Source organism: Bacillus pretiosus (genome assembly GCF_052947655.1).
This window is the reverse complement of sequence record NZ_CM129593.1, coordinates 3,568,465-3,586,651: the sequence shown is the minus strand read 5'-3', so window position 1 is coordinate 3,586,651 and position 18,187 is coordinate 3,568,465. Positions and strand designations below refer to the sequence as shown.

The 18,187-nt window shown below is 34.8% G+C and carries 19 protein-coding genes and 1 pseudogene; 14 read left to right on the top strand and 6 right to left on the bottom strand.

What is annotated here, in order from left to right:
- Positions 1 to 8: 8 nt before the first annotated feature.
- From ACU8YW_RS18325 to ACU8YW_RS18315, 3 genes are read right to left on the bottom strand one after another with little or no spacing between them, the layout of a single operon-like run.
- A complete protein-coding gene (locus ACU8YW_RS18325; protein WP_087985002.1) occupies positions 9 to 920 on the bottom strand; it encodes a DNA-3-methyladenine glycosylase family protein in 912 nt (303 codons plus the stop codon).
- Positions 917 to 1,447: a methylated-DNA--[protein]-cysteine S-methyltransferase gene (locus ACU8YW_RS18320; RefSeq protein ID WP_088064252.1), complete on the bottom strand. Its 531-nt coding sequence runs from the start codon at positions 1,445 to 1,447 to the stop codon at positions 917 to 919. The genes ACU8YW_RS18325 and ACU8YW_RS18320 overlap by 4 nt, the downstream gene beginning before the upstream one ends.
- A 4-nt stretch (positions 1,448 to 1,451) precedes the next feature.
- Positions 1,452 to 2,024 (bottom strand): bifunctional transcriptional activator/DNA repair enzyme AdaA, encoded by a 573-nt coding sequence (locus tag ACU8YW_RS18315; RefSeq protein WP_446893991.1) that lies wholly within the window; start codon positions 2,022 to 2,024, stop codon positions 1,452 to 1,454.
- 154 nt (positions 2,025 to 2,178) lie between these two features.
- Between ACU8YW_RS18315 and ACU8YW_RS18310 the strand changes: the two genes are divergently transcribed.
- From ACU8YW_RS18310 to ACU8YW_RS18260, 11 genes are all read left to right on the top strand, one after another.
- Positions 2,179 to 2,937 (top strand): exodeoxyribonuclease III, encoded by a 759-nt coding sequence (locus tag ACU8YW_RS18310; RefSeq protein WP_048545879.1) that lies wholly within the window; start codon positions 2,179 to 2,181, stop codon positions 2,935 to 2,937.
- Positions 2,938 to 3,235: 298 nt separating this feature from the next.
- Complete coding sequence (locus ACU8YW_RS18305) at positions 3,236 to 4,201, top strand: iron-hydroxamate ABC transporter substrate-binding protein (RefSeq protein WP_060487502.1); 966 nt, start codon at positions 3,236 to 3,238, stop codon at positions 4,199 to 4,201.
- A gap of 27 nt (positions 4,202 to 4,228) precedes the next feature.
- Entirely contained in the window at positions 4,229 to 5,236 is a 1,008-nt protein-coding gene (locus ACU8YW_RS18300) for a FecCD family ABC transporter permease (RefSeq protein WP_088122939.1), read from the top strand.
- Positions 5,229 to 6,251 (top strand): FecCD family ABC transporter permease, encoded by a 1,023-nt coding sequence (locus ACU8YW_RS18295; protein WP_088609494.1) that lies wholly within the window; start codon positions 5,229 to 5,231, stop codon positions 6,249 to 6,251. The genes ACU8YW_RS18300 and ACU8YW_RS18295 overlap by 8 nt, the downstream gene beginning before the upstream one ends.
- Positions 6,252 to 6,265: 14 nt before the next feature.
- On the top strand, positions 6,266 to 7,087 hold the full coding sequence (locus ACU8YW_RS18290) for an ABC transporter ATP-binding protein (protein ID WP_046956533.1): 822 nt from the start codon (positions 6,266 to 6,268) through the stop codon (positions 7,085 to 7,087).
- Positions 7,088 to 7,104: 17 nt separating this feature from the next.
- Entirely contained in the window at positions 7,105 to 7,923 is an 819-nt protein-coding gene (locus tag ACU8YW_RS18285) for an alpha/beta hydrolase (protein WP_426933822.1), read from the top strand.
- Between the two features lie 276 nt (positions 7,924 to 8,199).
- Positions 8,200 to 8,427 carry a hypothetical protein gene (locus tag ACU8YW_RS18280; protein WP_000849106.1) on the top strand — a complete coding sequence of 76 codons (228 nt, stop codon included), beginning with the start codon at positions 8,200 to 8,202 and terminating at the stop codon, positions 8,425 to 8,427.
- 293 nt (positions 8,428 to 8,720) lie between these two features.
- Positions 8,721 to 9,023, top strand: coding sequence for a metal-sensing transcriptional repressor (locus tag ACU8YW_RS18275; RefSeq protein ID WP_000349636.1), 303 nt, complete (start codon positions 8,721 to 8,723; stop codon positions 9,021 to 9,023).
- A 202-nt stretch (positions 9,024 to 9,225) separates the two neighbouring features.
- On the top strand, positions 9,226 to 9,432 hold the full coding sequence (gene copZ, locus ACU8YW_RS18270; RefSeq protein WP_002014669.1) for a copper chaperone CopZ: 207 nt from the start codon (positions 9,226 to 9,228) through the stop codon (positions 9,430 to 9,432).
- A 95-nt stretch (positions 9,433 to 9,527) separates the two neighbouring features.
- Positions 9,528 to 11,948, top strand: a complete 2,421-nt coding sequence (locus tag ACU8YW_RS18265; RefSeq protein WP_097889696.1) for a heavy metal translocating P-type ATPase — start codon at positions 9,528 to 9,530, stop codon at positions 11,946 to 11,948.
- A gap of 161 nt (positions 11,949 to 12,109) precedes the next feature.
- Positions 12,110 to 12,589 (top strand): GNAT family N-acetyltransferase, encoded by a 480-nt coding sequence (locus ACU8YW_RS18260; RefSeq protein WP_098133876.1) that lies wholly within the window; start codon positions 12,110 to 12,112, stop codon positions 12,587 to 12,589.
- A 20-nt stretch (positions 12,590 to 12,609) separates the two neighbouring features.
- Here the strand turns inward: ACU8YW_RS18260 and hbs are convergent, their stop codons facing one another.
- A complete protein-coding gene (hbs, locus tag ACU8YW_RS18255) occupies positions 12,610 to 12,882 on the bottom strand; it encodes a non-specific DNA-binding protein Hbs (protein WP_001043904.1) in 273 nt (90 codons plus the stop codon).
- A 141-nt stretch (positions 12,883 to 13,023) separates the two neighbouring features.
- Positions 13,024 to 13,839 carry a formate/nitrite transporter family protein gene (locus ACU8YW_RS18250; protein WP_087984993.1) on the bottom strand — a complete coding sequence of 272 codons (816 nt, stop codon included), beginning with the start codon at positions 13,837 to 13,839 and terminating at the stop codon, positions 13,024 to 13,026.
- A gap of 196 nt (positions 13,840 to 14,035) precedes the next feature.
- Between ACU8YW_RS18250 and ACU8YW_RS18245 the strand changes: the two genes are divergently transcribed.
- Positions 14,036 to 14,929, top strand: coding sequence for a metallophosphoesterase (locus tag ACU8YW_RS18245; protein WP_426933821.1), 894 nt, complete (start codon positions 14,036 to 14,038; stop codon positions 14,927 to 14,929).
- A gap of 168 nt (positions 14,930 to 15,097) precedes the next feature.
- A pseudogene (locus ACU8YW_RS18240) lies at positions 15,098 to 15,177 on the top strand (N-acyl-L-amino acid amidohydrolase); the annotation flags it as partial.
- 52 nt (positions 15,178 to 15,229) lie between these two features.
- Here the strand turns inward: ACU8YW_RS18240 and ACU8YW_RS18235 are convergent.
- A complete protein-coding gene (locus tag ACU8YW_RS18235; protein ID WP_088064244.1) occupies positions 15,230 to 16,312 on the bottom strand; it encodes a chitinase in 1,083 nt (360 codons plus the stop codon).
- A 421-nt stretch (positions 16,313 to 16,733) separates the two neighbouring features.
- Between ACU8YW_RS18235 and gabP the strand changes: the two genes are divergently transcribed.
- A complete protein-coding gene (gene gabP, locus ACU8YW_RS18230; RefSeq protein WP_000360103.1) occupies positions 16,734 to 18,128 on the top strand; it encodes a GABA permease in 1,395 nt (464 codons plus the stop codon).
- The last annotated feature ends 59 nt before the right edge of the window (positions 18,129 to 18,187 follow it).

Genomic DNA, 18,187 nt, shown 5'->3' with positions numbered 1-18,187 from the left:
TTGGTTTTTTAGTATAATACTCGCCACAAATAAAAAGTTGCGTAAGACTCCCAGTTGGTCCAATTTGCCGCAAAATCTTTTATTTCCTGTTTAGTCGGTTTACTTTCAGAACCTGTTATATATTTAATTGCATTGTGCAAGCCAACATCGTCAATGGGAAAAGCGGAAGGAAATCGTAAGCAGCGCATTAAAACATAGTTGGCAGTCCACGGTCCTATACCATGTATAGCAGTTAATTGTTTTTCAGCTTGTTGCACATCTTGTATTTGCAGTAAAGATTCTTTTGATAATTTTCCTTCTGTAATAAGCTTTGCAATACCTATTACATATTCGCATTTTCTAGTCGTCATTTTTAAGTTTTTGAGATCCTCTACATGTAAATTGGCAATCGTTTCAGGAGAAGGGAATATCCAATGTTTACTATCGTTCCATTCTACATAATTTCCAAAGTGTTCGACTAATCTTCTTTTTAGTGTATAAGCATATGTGAGATTAATTTGCTGACCGATAATTCCCCAGGAAAGTGCTTCAAATAAGTCTGGAATACCTAAAGTACGAAGCCCATAATATTGTTCAATTGGTCCTTGAAGGAGTACATCATGTTTAGCTAATGTATAAAAGGGAGCTAAATCAGTAGTTAAATCAAACCACTCTTTTACATAGTGAGCTACAGCTTCGCATATCGATTCTTCAGACGTATATGATTCTTCTAAAAAACGTATTTGAATATTATCATCCGAGTTCATACTAATTTCAACTAAAGGATGTACATCCTGAACAGGGATAACTTTATAAATTTTGTTATCTTCAATGTGGAACATACATTCATTGTTAGAACGTGATAGATAGCGTAAATTTTCTTGGAAACTAAATTCTGTTGGAACTGCTAAAGTTAATGTGCTAGTATATTTTGCTGTCATATGCATTCTACCGGAGACTTTTCTAATGTAAGCAACACTTTCTTCATTTCTAATCCACCTCTAAAACCGGTTAGTTTACCATTCTTTCCAATAACACGATGGCAAGGAATTGTAATGAGAAGAGGGTTGGCAGCAATAGCAGTAGCAACGGCACGCACAGCAGTAGGTTTTTGCATTCTTTCGGCAATTTCTGAATAAGAATATGTCTCCCCATAAGGAATTTCACGTACCGTATTCCAAACAGATAATTGAAAATCAGTTCCGTAAGCATCGATAGGGAATGTAAAAGTTTCTCGTTTACTTTCTAAATACTCGATAACTTCTTTCGTATATGATTGTAGGTAATCTGGATTACATGCCAATATATGTTGTGGCAATTTCTTTCTAGCCCATATATTTAGTTCTTCAAATTTTTCATCTTGTGATCCAATGAAGCATAGTCCATTTTCAGTTGCAGCAATATGAAACTGCCAATTTTCATGTGTAAGTAGCGTCCAATATATAAATTTATTTTTGGAGGAATTCATTATTTTATCCTTCTTTCATTTCGTTCTTTTTTCGATATTCAGTAGGAGTGAATCCGGTTTTCTTTTTAAATAAAGTTGCGAAATACTCTGGGTTTTCTATCCCGACAGCAGTACTAATTTCTTTAATGGATTGATTTGTGTGTAAAAGGTGTTCTGCCGCTTTAACAATCCTAAACTGCTGTATATATTCTATTGGACTTATTCCTGTTACTTTTTTGAAAGTGCGTTGCAAATGAAATGGGCTACCATGACATATTTCAGCAAGTATGTTGAGAGTTAATAATTCGTCAAAGTGCTTTTTGATATAATCTTTAATTTGTTCTACCCACTCTTCATTAGGTAAAGTGAGCCCATTTGGTTTACAACGTTTGCAAGGGCGGAATTTTTCGCTTAATGCTTGCTCTGCATGATGAAAAATTCGTACATTGTTTCTATTCGGTATTCTTAATTTGCATGACGGTCGGCAAAAGATTCCGGTTGATTTCACAGCATAAAAGAATTTACTATCATAGGAAGAATCATTATGAATAATTGCTTGCCAATGCTCATTTGTTAACGTAATCCCTTCATTGTGCAAAGAACATCACCTCTGAAATTAGTATAACCTGAATAAAGTGCGTATGTATGTATTCACAAATGTAAGAGCAAGATTACAAAGGTGAAAATATGATTGTTTTTCTATTTTGTGATAGCATGAAATTTGAAAGTGAACATCAAGAGGAGGACTATAGGTGAAGTTAATTTCGTGGAATGTAAATGGTTTGCGAGCAGTTATCGCAAAAGGTGGATTTTTAGAATATCTTGAGGAATCAAATGCTGATATATTTTGTTTACAAGAGATTAAATTACAAGATGGGCAAATTGATTTGAATCCAGAGGGATATTATACATACTGGAATTATGCTGTGAAAAAAGGTTATTCAGGAACGGCTATTTTTTCGAAAAAAGAACCGCTATCTGTAACATACGGTTTAGGAATTGAAGAGCATGATCAAGAAGGACGAGTTATTACTTTAGAATTCGAAGATTTTTACATGATAACGTTATATACACCAAACTCAAAACGAGGATTAGAACGATTAGATTACAGAATGAAATGGGAAGATGATTTCAGGGCTTATATTAAGCAATTAGATGAAAAAAAGCCCGTTGTTTTTTGCGGTGATTTAAACGTTGCTCACAAAGAAATCGATTTAAAAAATCCAAAAAGTAATCGTAAAAACCCTGGATTCTCTGATGAGGAACGAGAGAAATTCACATGTATTTTAGAAGAAGGATTTATTGATACGTATCGTTATCTGTATCCTGATCAGGAAGGTGCATATTCGTGGTGGTCGTATCGTATGGGAGCGAGAGCAAAAAATATTGGATGGCGTTTAGATTATTTTGTTGTTTCGGAAAGAATGAAAGACAAAATAACAGAGGCGAAAATTAATAGTGAAGTGATGGGATCAGACCATTGCCCAGTTGAATTACATATAAATTTCTAAAAAAAGAAGTATCTTCCTAAGATTAGGCGGATACTTCTTTTTTATTCAGTTTGTTAAAATTTTTCAAATCTTTCTTGAAATAATTGCATATTAAATATATACTTAGTAACGATAATCATTATCAATGAAAAGTGTTATCAATAGATGAGGTGTAAAAGAATTATAGTTTAGGGGAAGTGAACGAGAATGAGTTCTGGATAGAATTATTAATCTAATGAAATATATATGTGAGACAAGTTTCATATAGTTAAATTTTATTGAGAATATAGTTTGAGAATTCGAGAGGAGTTATATAAAGATGAACAAGAAGTTATTTACTTTAGGGATGGTTACAGTTTTAAGTGTAGGACTAGCAGCATGCAATAGTACGGATAAAACTTCAGGAGAACAAAAGCAACAGACAAAAGCTACGGAAACGAAAAAAGACGAAAAAAGAAAAATTACATATTTAGGTAAAGAATATACAGTACCAGCAAAAGTAGATAAAATTGCGACAGCTAGTTTAGAGTCAATGGAAGATGCAGCGGTACTTGGTATTAAGCCAGTAGGTGCCATTACTGTTGGTGGTAAATTACCGAAGTATCTTGAGAAAGATTTAGAGGGTGCGAAATCTGTTGGCGAGAAAATGCAACCAAATTTTGAAACATTACTACAATTAAAGCCAGACGTTATTACATCAAGTACGAAATTCCCAGCAGAAACAGCTGAAAAGTTTACGAAAGTAGCTCCTACATTCCCGGTATCACACGTTTCAACAAATTGGGAAGATAACTTAAAGTTAATGGGAGAATTAACTGGTAAAAAAGATAAAGCAGAAAAAATTATTAAAGATTACAATTCAGACGCTGAAAAGGCAAAAGCAAAACTAGGAGATAAGTTAAAAGACAAAAAAGTACTTGTCATTAGACTAAGAGCAAACGAATTATTCCTATATCCAGAAGGAGTATACTTCAACCCTGTCATTTATAAAGATCTTGGATTAACTGCTCCAGAACAATTGAAAACTGTAAAAGCACAAGAGAAAATTTCATTTGAAAAACTTGCTGAACTTAATCCGGATTATATTTTCTTACAATATGAGACAACTGAAAATAAAAATCCGAAAGTGCTAGAAGAAATTGAAAGTAATCCAATTTGGCAAAGTATGAATGCTGCGAAGGAAAAGAAAGTATTTGTAAACGTTGTAGACCCAATGGCACAAGGTGGTACTGCTTGGAGTAAAACAGCATTCTTAAAAGAAGCAGTGAAAAATTTATCTAAATAATACAATAAGTAAGGTGCGTTGAATGATATGCAGAAAACAAATGCAGTACCAGTGACTATATTATGTATAGCACCCATACTCATCTTATTTACAGTTATATTTTCTATTTTGTATGGGGCGAAGAGTATTGATGCTGAAATAGTGTGGAACGCATTATTTCATTTTGATTCAAGCGATGTAAATCATAATATTATTATTACTTCACGTTTACCAAGGGTAGTTGCAGCTCTTTTAGTTGGAGCATTTCTAGCCATATCAGGAGCACTTATGCAGGGGATGACAAGAAACTATCTTGCATCCCCTTCTATTATGGGTGTGACGGATGGGGCAGCCTTTGTTATTACACTTTGTATGATTTTTCTTCCGGGAATGTCATCAATTGGTATGGTTTTATGTTCAATGATTGGTTCTGCACTAGGAGCCGGTATCGTGTTTGGTTTTGGCTCGCTCCTTCAAAATGGCTTATCACCAGTTAGGTTAGCGATTATCGGAACAGTTATTGGAACATTTTTAAGTAGTGTATCGGCCGCGATGGCATCATATTTCCAAATCTCTCAAAATGTTAGTTTTTGGTTTAATGCAAAGTTAGACCAAGTGGATCCTAATATCATTAAAATCACGATACCGTTTGGGATAATCGGAATAATTTTAGCGTTGTTAATATCAAAATCTATTACCATTCTTTCTTTAGGAGAAGAAGTTTCTATTAATCTAGGGCAGCGTACAAAACTAGTTAAAGCGATGGCAATTTTATCAGTTATCTTTTTAACAGGAACAGCAGTTGCTTTAGTAGGAAAAGTTGGTTTTGTAGGTTTAATTATTCCGCACATTACTCGCTTTATAATTGGGGTAGATTATAAGTGGATTTTGCCATGTGCAGGCGTTATTGGTGGAGTTTTCTTAGCGTTATGTGATGTTTTAAGTAGATTTGTAAACTATCCATTTGAAACACCTATTGGGGTCGTTACCTCCTTAATTGGAATTCCTTTCTTCCTTTATTTAATTCGTACAAGAGGAGGAGAGAGACATGCTTAAAAGTTCAAGTCAACGTTTTGGAATGACGATGGGGATTATTATATTTTTAATACTATGTGCTATTTATATTAGTTTAACGAATGGTACGTTTGATATTACAATTACAGATGTATTTAAAACACTCTTTAGAATAGATCCAGTACCAGACCATGATTTAGTTATTTTTGAGTTTCGTCTTCCTCGTATCGTAATTGCTGGGCTAGTAGGATTAGGCCTAGGCGTTGCAGGTGCTGTTATTCAAGGGATTACGAGAAATGGATTGGCAGACCCAGGTATTTTAGGAGTGAATGCTGGGGCCGGCACAGCAATCGTTATTTTTATGTTTTTCTTTCAAGGGCAATTAAAGAGCACAGACTGGATGTCTATTATGATGATGCCAATGTTTGGTTTAGTCGGCGGATTAGGTGCAGCTATCATCATTTATCTGTTTTCATGGAAAAACGGTAAGCTAGACTCCCAACGTCTTTTATTAACAGGGATTGCGATTGGGTCAGGATTTGGAGCATTTTCTATGTACTTATCACTCAAAATGAAGTCAACTGATTTCGAGATGGCTGCAGTTTGGGTGTCAGGAAGTATATATAGTGCAAACTGGAAGTATATTATTGCTATGTTGCCGTGGCTTATCATATTAATTCCGCTTATACAAAAGAAAGCTTATTTATTAGATTTATTTCAATTGGAAGAAACGAGTATTACAAGTTTAGGTGTTTCAGTAGAAAGAGAGAAATCTATTTTACTATTAAGTAGTATCGGACTTGTAAGTGCATGTGTTGCAGTTTCAGGAAGTATTGGTTTCATTGGATTAATGGCACCGCATATAGCAAAAAGGCTTGTCGGTATTCAGCATAAGCATATCATTCCTACGTGCGGAGTAATCGGAATGTTCCTTGTAATAGCTTCAGACTTTATTGCAAAAACAGTTTTCACCCCTGTAGAGTTACCTGTTGGAATCGTTATTTCTATTGTCGGTGTACCGTATTTCTTATATTTACTTTATAAGGCGAAAGCGTAAGAGGAGGAATAAAAGTGAGTATTTTAAGTGCAAAAAATTTAGAAACGAGTTATGAAAAGCTTACAGTGTTTCGCGATTTAAATGTGGAAATACAAGAAGGAAAAGTAACGACAATTATAGGGCCAAACGGGTGCGGGAAATCAACACTGTTAAAAACAATGGGAAGAATTTTAAAGCAAAAGAGCGGTAAAGTATATTTGCAAGGACAGGATTTAAATACGATTCCAACAAAAGAAATTGCGAAGCAGTTAGCTTTACTCCCGCAAACTCCAATTGCACCAGGAGAACTTAAAGTGGAAGAATTAATTTCCTATGGACGCTATCCACATCGAAATAATGTAAATAAGTTAACTTCAAAAGATAAAGAGATGATTGATTGGGCATTAGATATAACGAAAACTTCTGAATTTCGAACGAGACAAATTGCAAATTTATCAGGCGGTCAAAGACAAAAGGTATGGCTAGCGATGGCTTTAGCACAAGAGACAGAAGTGTTACTACTAGATGAACCAACTACATATCTCGATATGTCTCATCAATTAGATGTATTACAAATTGTGGAGAAGTTAAATAAAGAACATAATTGTACGGTTGTTATGGTACTACATGATATTAACCATGCAGCAAGGTTTTCAGATGAAATTATTGCGATGAAGGAAGGGGAAATCGTTACAACTGGTAGCCCAGAAGAAATCATTACAAATGAAGTGTTAAAAGAAGTATTTCATATTGATGCGCGTGTCATGATTGATCCGTATAATGGGTCTCCTGTTTGTTTTGGATACGATAGCGTTGCACTTCAAGAAGAGAAAGTAGAGATATATGTAACGAGTTAAGAAGGGGGGAATATAAGATGAATACTACTATTGAAAAACAGCAGATTATTACATCTAATACAGAACAGTGGAAACTGTATTCAAAATTAGACTGTAAGGAATATCAAATTCATATTTCAAAGCCGAGGCGGCCAGCACCAGAGTCAGGATATCCTGTTATATACGTATTAGATGGCAATGCCTTTTTTCAAACATTCCATGAAGCGGTTAAAATACAATCAGTTAGAGCGGAAAAAACAGGTGTTTCACCAGCCATTATAATAGGTATTGGTTATCCAATTGAAGAGGCATTTTCAGGAGAAGAAAGATGTTATGATTTTACGCCAAGTGTAATTTCAAAAGATGCGCCTTTAAAACCAGATGGCAAACCGTGGCCTAAAACAGGAGGAGCACATAACTTCTTTACTTTTATGGAAGAAGAACTGAAACCTCAAATTGAAAATAATTATAAGATTGATAAAGGAAAGCAAACATTATTTGGGCATTCGTTAGGTGGCTTATTTGCTTTACATATATTATTTACAAACGTAAATGCCTTTCAAAATTATTTTATTAGTAGTCCATCAATCTGGTGGAATAACCAATCTGTGCTTGAAAAAGAAGCGAATCTTATAAATGAATTAAACAGTGCCAAGTTTCAAACGGGAGTGTTCCTTACAGTTGGGTCACTAGAACGGGAGCATATGGTTATAGGGGCAAATGAATTATCAGAGCGCCTTCTCCGAGTAGAACACGGTCAGTTTCGATTTACGTTTTATGAAGCTGAAGGGGAGAATCACGCATCTGTTGTGCCGACTTCTTTAAGTAAAGGGTTAAGGTTTATTAGTTACGTATAAATTGAAATGAATATCTAATAAAATGCAAACAAAAGGCTATGGTAAATTTTCCATAGCCTTTTGTTTGTGCAAGTAGAATTGTCCTTTTTGAACGTTTTGTTTCAACTTTTCGTCTAAAGAGACAAAAAGTTGTCACAATTCGGTCACAATTAGCATAAACATAAAATAGACGAAATGAACTTATTTCCAAAAAGGCTTGATTCATTCCATTCATGATTAGAAGAGCTGAAACAGCATGGATTAAAAGTTCACTATATTCTCAAGGAGGTAGATCGTATGAAAACTATTCTTGCTATCGCTGGGCTTATTTGGGTTTTATCACATGGCATTCCAATTTATGAAGGAGAACAAATTCGCAGTGCTCTGAATAAAAATTTTAATGAATATCACGTTATTGATCGGCAAGATAATGTCGTGACAGTTCGTGTAAATGATTGTTTTCATACGGTAACCGTTGAAGGAACTTCAGTAGTGAATGATACAAAAGTATGTGATCAGCAATAATTATATATAGGAAGAAAAAAGTCTCAATTTAAACGTGTGAAAATTGAGACTTTTATATTTGTGGATGAATAATAAGCGGGGATGGATAATCCCTGCTTATTATTGTTTTTTGAAAAAAAGGCAAGGGTATCATAATAATTGAGTCTGAGAAGCTAATAAGTTGTTAAGAATAAGCATAGAGCGGAAATATACTCATATGGGGTATCATACGTAGATAATTAATGCTATAATTGGTATACTCGTAAAAGCAATTGTTTTATTGGATGAAGAGAAACTTTAAGAAGGTGATAATTATGGATCATAAAGAGCATGAAGCGGTAACACATAGATCAGAAAAAGAAAAAGAGCAGATTATAAATAGATTAAAGAGAATTGAAGGACAGGTCCGCGGTATTCAAAATATGATTGAAAATGATCGTTATTGCGTGGATATTTTAGTGCAAATTTCAGCGATTAATGCAGCGATGAAAAAAGTAGGAATGGGTGTATTAAAAAACCATACAAGTCATTGTGTTTCAGGTGCTATTAAAGATGGCAATGGTGACGAAGCAATTGAAGAATTAATGACTGTATTTGAACGTTTTTCAAAAGCGTAAAAACAAGCTAGTATGTAACTGGCTTGTTTTTTGTTTACCTTCATATAAGATTTCGGGGTATTGATGTGAAAAAGTGTATGTAAAATAAACTTTTAGAAAATAATTGAAAAATCATGATACAAAACCATTGATTACCTTAGGGGGGTATGGTAAGATGTAATTGTGATTAACAAACAATGAAGAAACAAGAGGAGGATTTTAAATGGAACAGTTAACATTAAAAGTTGAAGGTATGTCTTGTGGACATTGTGTAAATTCTATTGAAAGCAGTGTGAAAGAACTAAACGGTGTTGAACAAGTGAAGGTTCAATTAGCAGAAGGAACTGTTGAAGTTACTATCGACTCGTCTGCTGTAACACTAAAAGATATCGTTGCTGTAATTGAAGATCAAGGATACGATGTTCAATAATTATTTTTAGATATGGAAATAAATCGTACTTTATAGGAAGTACGATTTATTTTGTTAATAATTATACCTTATGAGGGTATATAGAGGTGAGAGACATGAATGAACAGAAAGAGGCTAATCTTCAAATATCAGGAATGACATGTGCGGCATGTGCGAATAGAATTGAAAAAGGTCTGAAAAAAGTAGAAGGTGTTCATGATGCAAATGTAAATTTTGCACTTGAAAAAACAAAAATAATGTATGATCCCCAAAAAACAAATCCGCAACAGTTTAAGGAAAAAGTTGAATCGTTAGGATATGGAATTGTAAGTGATAAAGCTGAGTTTACTGTTTCAGGGATGACATGCGCAGCATGTGCGAATAGAGTAGAAAAGCGTTTAAATAAGTTAGAAGGTGTGAACGGAGCGACAGTAAATTTCGCTTTGGAATCAGCTACAGTAGATTTTAACCCTGATGAAATTAATGTAAATGAAATGAAGAGTGCAATTACGAAATTAGGATATAAATTGGAAGTGAAATCAGATGAGCAAGATGGGTCAACTGATCATCGCTTACAAGAAATTGAGCGACAAAAGAAGAAATTTATCATTTCATTTATTTTATCATTCCCGTTACTGTGGGCAATGGTAAGTCATTTCTCATTTACATCGTTTATTTATTTACCTGATATGCTTATGAACCCTTGGGTGCAGCTAGCTCTTGCAACTCCAGTTCAGTTTATCATTGGTGGGCAGTTTTATGTTGGAGCTTATAAAGCGTTACGAAATAAAAGTGCCAATATGGATGTTCTCGTGGCACTTGGAACGTCGGCAGCGTATTTTTACAGTGTGTATTTAAGTATTAGGTCGATTGGTTCTTCGGAACATATGACAGACTTGTATTTTGAAACGAGTGCAGTACTTATTACATTAATTATTTTAGGTAAATTATTTGAAGCAAAGGCAAAGGGACGCTCGTCAGAAGCAATTAAAAAATTAATGGGATTACAGGCGAAAACCGCTACTGTTCTACGAGACGGAACAGAAATGAAAATTTTAATCGAAGAAGTAGTAGCTGGTGATATCGTTTATGTAAAACCTGGTGAAAAAATCCCGGTAGATGGAGAAATTGTAGAAGGAAAATCAGCAATAGATGAATCGATGTTAACAGGTGAGAGTATTCCAGTTGATAAAACAATTGGGGATGTAGTAATCGGTTCTACAATGAATAAAAATGGATTTTTAAAAGTGAAAGCAACTAAGGTAGGAAGAGATACTGCATTAGCTCAAATTATTAAAGTAGTAGAAGAGGCGCAAGGGTCAAAAGCTCCTATTCAAAGAGTAGCTGATCAAATTTCAGGTATTTTCGTACCCGTTGTAGTTGTGATTGCTATTATCACATTTGCAGTGTGGATGCTATTTGTTACACCTGGTGATTTTGGCGGAGCACTTGAGAAAATGATAGCCGTACTTGTTATCGCTTGTCCATGTGCATTAGGTCTTGCGACACCTACATCTATTATGGCTGGATCAGGAAGATCAGCTGAGTATGGTATTTTATTTAAAGGTGGAGAGCATTTAGAAGCAACGCACCGATTAGATACAGTTATTCTAGATAAAACAGGTACTGTGACAAACGGAAAGCCTGTTTTAACAGATGTAATTGTAGCAGATGGATTCCATGAAGAAGAAATACTACGTTTAGTCGCTGCGGCAGAAAAAAATTCTGAACATCCACTTGCAGAAGCGATTGTAGAAGGAATTAAAGAAAAGAAAATTGATATCCCAAGTTCAGAAACGTTTGAAGCGATTCCAGGATTCGGTATCGAATCAGTTGTAGAAGGGAAACAATTATTAATTGGTACACGTCGATTAATGAAGAAATTCGATATTGATATTGAAGAAGTTTCTAAATCGATGGAAGAGCTAGAACGAGAAGGAAAAACAGCAATGCTTATTGCGATCAATAAAGAATATGCTGGTATAGTGGCCGTTGCAGATACTGTAAAAGATACTTCAAAAGCAGCTATCGCAAGACTTAAGAAAATGGGTCTAGACGTTGTTATGATTACAGGAGATAACACACAAACTGCTCAGGCAATCGCTAAGCAAGTTGGTATTGATCACGTAATTGCAGAAGTATTACCAGAAGGAAAAGCAGAAGAAGTGAAAAAACTCCAAGCACAAGGTAAGAAAGTAGCAATGGTTGGAGATGGAATAAATGATGCTCCTGCTCTTGCTACGGCGGATATCGGTATGGCAATTGGAACAGGAACGGATGTAGCGATGGAAGCGGCAGATATTACGTTAATCCGTGGGGATTTAAATAGTATTGCTGATGCAATCTTTATGAGTAAGATGACGATAAGAAATATTAAGCAAAATTTATTCTGGGCACTAGCTTATAACGGATTAGGAATCCCGATTGCAGCGTTCGGTTTCTTAGCACCTTGGGTTGCAGGAGCGGCTATGGCATTTAGTTCTGTATCCGTTGTATTAAATGCATTACGCTTACAAAGAGTGAAATTAAAAAAATAAAAATCTAGAGAGTAATTGCATATGCTTTTAAACGAAAAATAATACTTTGAAATAAGTATTGTTTTTTGTTTATATAGAAAGAAAAAAGATATAATAAAGCAGAAATATTGAATACTAGATGGTAGACAAGTTAAATGATAGTTTAGTAAGGAGGTTCATATATGTTAAAAGATACGATCATTAGAATATTCCATAAGGAGGATTTAGAACAAGTATTACAGTTGTTCTATGAAACAGTTCATACAATTAATGCAAAAGATTATAACGTGTTACAGCTACAGGCATGGGCACCAGATCAACTAGATAGGGAAAGTTGGTTACAGTCTTTAGAGAAGAATATTAGTTATGTAGCGGATCATAACGGTATGATAGTGGGATTTGGGGATTATAATGATGATCATTACGTAGATCGCTTATTTACGCATAAAGATTATCAAGGGAAAAGGATAGCCTCATACATACTAAAGAAGCTAGAAAAAGAAGCAGTGAACTTGGGGCATAGGGAGATTTATACAGAAGCAAGTATTACAGCAAAACCTTTCTTTGAAAGTAAAGGCTTTATTTGCATAAAGGAACAAAAGAAACAGCATAATGGTCAGATTTTTATTAATTATGTAATGAAAAAAATAGCCCTCTCGTAAACGAGAAGGCTATTTTTTCATTATTTTACAGCTTCTTTAAGTTCTTTACCAGCTTTGAAAGCAGGTACTTTAGAAGCTGCGATTTGCATTTCTTCACCAGTTTGTGGGTTACGGCCTGTACGAGCAGCTCTTTCGCGTACTTCGAATGTACCGAATCCGATAAGTTGTACTTTTTCACCAGCAGCTAAAGTGTTAGTGATTGATTCTACTACAGTTTGTACAACTACAGTAGCTTCTTTTTGAGAAATCTCAGCATTTTGTGCTACGTTTTTAATTAATTCTGTTTTGTTCATGTTTTTCACCTCATATGTAAATAATGCTATTTAAGTTGTTATTATAACTTATAAAACATTCGAGAACAAGTGTACGCACATATATTCGTAAAAAAAATGAAATTTGTAATATTTTTTAGAGCCACTGTATAGACTTTCAATTTAAGCGGATACAGATTTTTTCTTTAATGCAGTTTGCTCTTTATTGGAAGGGAGTTCCTTATTATAGGATATGAAATAAGGTAATGCTACAAATAACATACCTCCTACTAAGTTTCCGAAGAAAACAAAAATGAAGTTTGGAAAATATTCAATCCAAGTTAAATGACCGGCAAAAATTGCAGCTGGGATGACAAACATATTGGCTACAACGTGTTGAAATCCAATCGCAACAAAAGTCATAACTGGGAACCAAATACCGATAATCTTCCCGATAAATTCTTTACTTCCCATACTGAGCCAAACAGCTAAACAAACGAGCCAATTACATCCGATTGCAGAAATGAAGGCTTGTAGTGGTGTATCTTGTAGTTTAGCTTGCGCAATAGAAACTGTTTTCGCTAAAAAAGCTCCCTCTGTTAATCCGACGATATGACCGAAAAAATAAGCAACGAATACAGCACCTATGAAGTTGCTAAACGTAACAATAACTAAATTTCGAATGAAGTGAAATAATTCGATTTTTTTGTGAAGCCACGCCATTGAAACGGTCATCATATTGCCAGTTACTAACTCACCGCCTGCAAGAATAACGAGTATAAGACCGATAGGGAATACAGCGGCACCTAGAAAACTAGTAAATGATCCCCAAGACTTTGGCATTGTTCCAATAACATGAATATCGAGTAAATACCCTAATGCTATGAAAGCACCACCAAAAAAACCGAGAATTAGCATAGGGAGTAATGATAAATGAGCTTTTTTTCTTCCGGAATTCGCAGCAAGTTCCGTAATTTCTTCTGGTGTAAATACAGACATGAATAATCTCTCCTTAATAAAATGATAGAATGAATAGAAGGAACATTTTTAAGAATCTATGTATTATAAAAATATGTTATGACTTCTGTATAAATTTGTCAAAGTGAATGAGGATAGAATTGGATATAGCTAACATTGTTCATGTTGTCACATTAATGTAACAATAAGGCTTTAAAGTACTTCTAGAGGTGAGAACATGAATACGAATCATGTAAAAAAAGAACAAAAAAAATCAATCGTCAAGATATGTATAATCAGTTTCATAAGTATAGTAATGATTTCAATAAGTTTGTATTTCTATGCGACAGAAATAGAACGAAAACTAGTAACAGTTACGTGGAATGAAATAGAAGCTTCTACAATTCCTAAAGAGTTTAATAACAAAAAGATATTACAATTCTCAGATGTGCATTTAGGGCCAGAATTTACATTGAAACAACTAGAAAATTTGGTAGAGAAGATGAATACGTTACATCCAGATATAGTAGTTTTTACAGGGGATTTAATAGATAAGTTTGGATCGTATAAGGCAGAAAGAGAAGAAGCGCAAAGCATTTTGCAGAAAATACATGCGCCCTTAGGGAAATATGTAGTGTTTGGGAATCATGATAGGGGCGGGGGAGGTAGTTTATTTTATAAAAAGTATATGGAGGAAGCTGGTTTCTCTGTGTTAGTAAATGAAGTGCATAAAATTAATGCGGAAAATGGCAAATATATTACAATATCAGGTTTGGATGATTTTTTATTAGGGAAGCCGCAAATAGACGCGACTTTAAAACAAGTAAGGCAACAAGATTTTAATATGCTCTTAGTACATGAGCCGGATGTTGTAGACAAAGTAGCTCGTTACCCAGTTGATTTTCAAATGTCAGGACATAGTCACGGAGGACAAGTTCAAATTCCTTTTATAGGTCCATTAATTACTACAAAATTAGCTGAGAGTCATGTTGAAGGTATGTATGAATTAGAAGGGAAGAATAAGCCGTTACATTTATACGTAAATCGTGGTATTGGGACAACCCGAATGCCTGTTAGATTTTGGAGTGTACCTGAACTTTCAGTATTTGTGTTAAAGCAAAATAGCAACTAGACTATTTTAGAGTAGTAACAGGACTTTCAGAGAAAGTTCTCTTTTTTTATTGGATAAATACAGAATGTTATGTGATTTTTATTTAAAGTGTTAAAAAGGAAAGGGGAATTTCTATGGTAGAAACATGGCATAAAGAATTGGAAAGTTTATATAACGAAATGGTTTCGTGGCAAATTACTTTTAAGTATTGTAAATAGTTATGTAGAGATGGAAAAGAATCTTTTCATCATGTAGAAGTGAAAAAGTAATTTACATAAATAAAAAACAACAATAGGTTATGTAACCTATTGTTGTTTTTTATTATTTTTCCAAGGGAATAGCATCAAAATATGTTCTATAGTTATTAGAGAATTCAAAGTTGTTTTTTGCATCCCAATTAATAGACCAAGACATTAGGCCGCGGAATGCAGGGTAGCCACTCTGATTTGAAAGTTTATACTTTCCTCCGAAAGGAATTCCTTTAATGATATAATCTAAAGCTTTTTTCATTTCAGTTGGAGAAATATATCCGCCACTTGGAGCGGCCGCTGGTGCTGCAGGAAGTCCAATCATGACTTGATCCGAACGAAGAGCTGGGAAAATGTTAGTTGCATTACCACCTACAGGAAAACCATGTAAGAGCATATCTGCCATAGCGACTTCGTAGTCTGCAGTGCCTTGATTGTAGTTATTACCGTCCATTCCAATCCCGCTACCAGCGTTGTAGTGTTGAACGTGAATGTATGTTAGTTTGTCTTTTACTCCGTAAATAATCGGTAAATAAGCACCCCAGATGCTTCCGTATGCGCTATAACCACCTTGAACATAAGCTGTTTCAGGAGCCATGCTTAATAGAAAATCTGGACCGTAATGATCTGAGATTGTTCGAATAGCTGAGATAAGATTTACGATTTGAGGAGTAGTTGGGTTTTTAAAATTAGTGTCATTTCCGTTTAAGTAAATACCTGATTCAAGGTCAATATCTATTCCATCAAAACCGTATTTATCGATCAGAGATTGTAGGGAATTAATAAAACGTTGCTTAGCCGCATTGTCAGGAAGTAAAACGACCCCATTTTGTCCACCTATTGAAAGAACTATTTTCTTACCTTTACTTTTTAAATAAGAAATATCTGATTTAAACTCTGCATCTGTACCATACACAGGAGAAAATTCAACAGTGGAACGATCACCACCAGTTTCACCGAAAGATACATTGATTACATCCCATTTTGGTGAAACGTCCCTTAATTTAATAATACCAGTACCGTTATCGAAGTTATGCCAGTATCCAACGAGTAATTTTGATCCTAAATTGTTTGCAGCTTGTGCTTGGAAGGGAGCTAGCGGTAGCAGTAAGAAAATTACTAAAGTACAACAAATAAATTTGAACTTGTTTAACATATCAACACTCCTATACAAAAAGTTGTCTAGATGTATAATCTTGTTTATTTCATGATATCTGAAAATTTGAACTTTTGTAAGGTGACTATAATTTTCTCAACAATTGTGTATGGAAAATTATTAAACCTAATGTAATAATTTTTGGAGGAGGTCGAATTACGATTGTTAAATTCAGAATATTTTGATATGTTTTAAAGTATAGGACAAGATTTTTCGCATAATACTCTTACATAAAGTGAAACTTTAATCAGTGGGGCTTTGTTCATCCCCCGCTGATTATCAGCCCTCACCAATCGGGCTTTTACGGGCAGTAGATTCCCACCTAACTTCTTTGCTTCCGCTGAATTTTGAGGTGGGGGTCTTACTGCCCGTTAATGCGGGGGAAATTTCAAAATTAAGTTTGGAAGGGGATGTACAAGAGTTGGATAAAAATCTTAAGAAAGACCTCAAAATACGCCACATTACAATGATTTCCATTGGTGGCGTAATAGGAGCTGGTTTGTTTGTTGGAAGCGGTGCGGTTGTGCATTCAGCAGGGCCAGGTTCTATCGTTTCATATGCATTAGCAGGACTTCTAGTCATTTTCGTTATGAGAATGCTAGGGGAAATGGCAGCTATTAACCCGACAAGTGGTTCATTTGCAACATATGCAAGAGAAGCAATTGGTCCATGGGCGGGTTATACAATTGGGTGGCTATATTGGTTTTTCTGGGTAATTGTTATTGCGATAGAAGCTACAGCAGGTGCTGGTATTATTCAATATTGGATTCCAGAAATCCCGCTCTGGTTATTAAGCTTAATATTAACGATTTTATTAACATTGACGAATGTTTTTTCGGTGAAATCATTTGGAGAGTTTGAATATTGGTTTTCATTTATTAAAGTAATAAGTATCGTTTTGTTCCTTTGTCTTGGACTCGCTGTTATTTTAGGATTTGTACCAGGAACGGAAGCACCTGGCACTTCGAATTTAGTAGGGCAAGGAGGATTTATGCCAAATGGTATAAGTTCGGTGCTACTTGGAATTACCGTCGTTATATTTTCATTTATGGGATCAGAGATTGTCGCAGTAGCCGCTGGAGAGTCTGCCGAACCTGTAAAAGCAGTAAAAACAGCAACAAATAGTGTAATTTGGCGTATTCTCGTATTTTTCATTGGATCGATTGCTGTAGTTGTTACACTCCTTCCGTGGAATTCAGCGAACATACTAAAAAGCCCGTTTGTGGCGGTGCTGGAACATATAGGGATACCAGCGGCAGCACAAATTATGAACTTTATCGTTTTAACAGCTGTACTTTCTTGTTTAAATTCGGGTTTATATACGAACTCAAGAATGCTTTTTTCAATGGCAGAAAGAGGAGACGCGCCAAAGGCATTTTTGAAATTGAATAGTAGTGGTGTTCCAGTTCGGGCGGTTTTATTTGGAACTTTCTTTGCTTACATTGGAGTTGTTTTTAGTTACATATCTCCAGATAAAGTATTTTTATTTTTAGTGAATGCATCTGGCGGGATTGCGTTACTCGTTTATCTCGTTATAGCAGTTTCACATTTCAAGATACGTAAAAAAATGGGGAAAGCGGAACAACAAAATTTGAAAGTCAAAATGTGGCTTTTTCCATATGTAACATATGTTACAATTACTGCGATTATAGCAGTTTTAGTTGCCATGCTCGCAATTGAATCTTTACGTTCACAAGCGCTTTTAACAATGCTTGTTACTGTTCTTATAATAATTTCTTATTTTATTTTTAATAGAAATAAAAATAGTACATTGTTGAATCCTAAAAGCAAGAATGAGGAATCTGTTCGATTCTAATTTCTTGTTTTAGAAGAGAGTTACACCCAATCATTGCTATAAAAGAATCATATATAATC

Excerpts from the sequence above, each read along its gene's own strand:
- ACU8YW_RS18325 (WP_087985002.1), bottom strand. The coding sequence starts at position 920 with ATGACAGCAAAATATACTAGCACATTAACTTTAGCAGTTCCAACAGAA.
- ACU8YW_RS18320 (WP_088064252.1), bottom strand. The coding sequence starts at position 1,447 with ATGAATTCCTCCAAAAATAAATTTATATATTGGACGCTACTTACACAT.
- ACU8YW_RS18305 (WP_060487502.1), top strand. The coding sequence starts at position 3,236 with ATGAACAAGAAGTTATTTACTTTAGGGATGGTTACAGTTTTAAGTGTA.
- ACU8YW_RS18300 (WP_088122939.1), top strand. The coding sequence starts at position 4,229 with ATGCAGAAAACAAATGCAGTACCAGTGACTATATTATGTATAGCACCC.
- ACU8YW_RS18295 (WP_088609494.1), top strand. The coding sequence starts at position 5,229 with ATGCTTAAAAGTTCAAGTCAACGTTTTGGAATGACGATGGGGATTATT.
- ACU8YW_RS18285 (WP_426933822.1), top strand. The coding sequence starts at position 7,105 with ATGAATACTACTATTGAAAAACAGCAGATTATTACATCTAATACAGAA.
- ACU8YW_RS18280 (WP_000849106.1), top strand. The coding sequence starts at position 8,200 with ATGAAAACTATTCTTGCTATCGCTGGGCTTATTTGGGTTTTATCACAT.
- ACU8YW_RS18275 (WP_000349636.1), top strand. The coding sequence starts at position 8,721 with ATGGATCATAAAGAGCATGAAGCGGTAACACATAGATCAGAAAAAGAA.
- copZ (WP_002014669.1), top strand. The coding sequence starts at position 9,226 with ATGGAACAGTTAACATTAAAAGTTGAAGGTATGTCTTGTGGACATTGT.
- ACU8YW_RS18265 (WP_097889696.1), top strand. The coding sequence starts at position 9,528 with ATGAATGAACAGAAAGAGGCTAATCTTCAAATATCAGGAATGACATGT.
- ACU8YW_RS18260 (WP_098133876.1), top strand. The coding sequence starts at position 12,110 with ATGTTAAAAGATACGATCATTAGAATATTCCATAAGGAGGATTTAGAA.
- hbs (WP_001043904.1), bottom strand. The coding sequence starts at position 12,882 with ATGAACAAAACAGAATTAATTAAAAACGTAGCACAAAATGCTGAGATT.
- ACU8YW_RS18250 (WP_087984993.1), bottom strand. The coding sequence starts at position 13,839 with ATGTCTGTATTTACACCAGAAGAAATTACGGAACTTGCTGCGAATTCC.
- ACU8YW_RS18245 (WP_426933821.1), top strand. The coding sequence starts at position 14,036 with ATGAATACGAATCATGTAAAAAAAGAACAAAAAAAATCAATCGTCAAG.
- ACU8YW_RS18235 (WP_088064244.1), bottom strand. The coding sequence starts at position 16,312 with ATGTTAAACAAGTTCAAATTTATTTGTTGTACTTTAGTAATTTTCTTA.